Below are 877 nucleotides of genomic sequence, written 5' to 3'. Positions count from 1 at the left end.
CTATTTCAGGCACCAACGGTGACCTGACTATTGATACTAATGGTCATTGGGTCTTCACCGCCAACAGTGCGTTTAACCAATCAAACGTCGGCGATAAAGTCGAAGAGACCTTTACTGTATCGTCTGTTGATGGCACAACGTCGACCATCAAAGTGACGATTAATGGCACTAACGACAAAGCCACTGTTAGCAGTGCAAGCATCGCCATCGATGAAACTGACAAAGCTATAACTACCTCAGGAACGTTGACCAGCACCGACGTGGATAACCCTTACAACACATTCACTCCGGTTTCGCTCACAGGAACCCACGGCGGCTTAACCATTGATGCCAACGGGCATTGGGTGTTCACCGCCGGCAGTGCGTTTAATCAGTTAAATATCAGCGACAAGGTCGAAGAAACCTTCACTGTATCGTCTGTTGATGGCACACCGTCAACCATAAAAGTGACGATTAACGGGACTAACGACGCCGCTACTATCAGTAGCGCGACCGTTGCCATCGATGAAACTGACAAAGCGGTAACGACATCAGGAACATTGACCAGTATCGACGTAGATAACCCAGACAATGCGTTCACACCCGATTCTATTTCAGGCACCAACGGTGACCTGACTATTGATGCTAATGGTCATTGGACGTTCAACGCCAACAGTGCGTTTAATCAATTGAACGTCGGCGATAAAGTCGAAGAAACCTTTACCGTCTCTTCCGTTGATGGCACACCGTCGACCATCAAAGTGACGATTAATGGCACCAATGATAAAGCGACAGTCAGTACCGCAACGGTAAGTGTGGACGAGACTGACAAAGCGGTAACTACTTCAGGAACATTGACTAGTACCGACGTGGATAACCCAGATAATGCGTTTACTCC

1 protein-coding gene is annotated in these 877 nt (G+C 47.9%); it reads left to right on the top strand.

The features are described 5' to 3' along the window. On the top strand, positions 1 to 877 hold an 877-nt coding region (locus H5300_RS26890), incomplete at both ends, for a VCBS domain-containing protein (RefSeq protein WP_220503596.1).

The organism is Vibrio sp. SG41-7 (genome assembly GCF_014164465.1).
GTDB classification, from domain to species: Bacteria; Pseudomonadota; Gammaproteobacteria; order Enterobacterales; family Vibrionaceae; genus Vibrio; species Vibrio splendidus.
The sequence above is the reverse complement of the archived record's forward strand: the minus strand, read 5'-3'. Positions and strand labels throughout refer to the sequence as shown.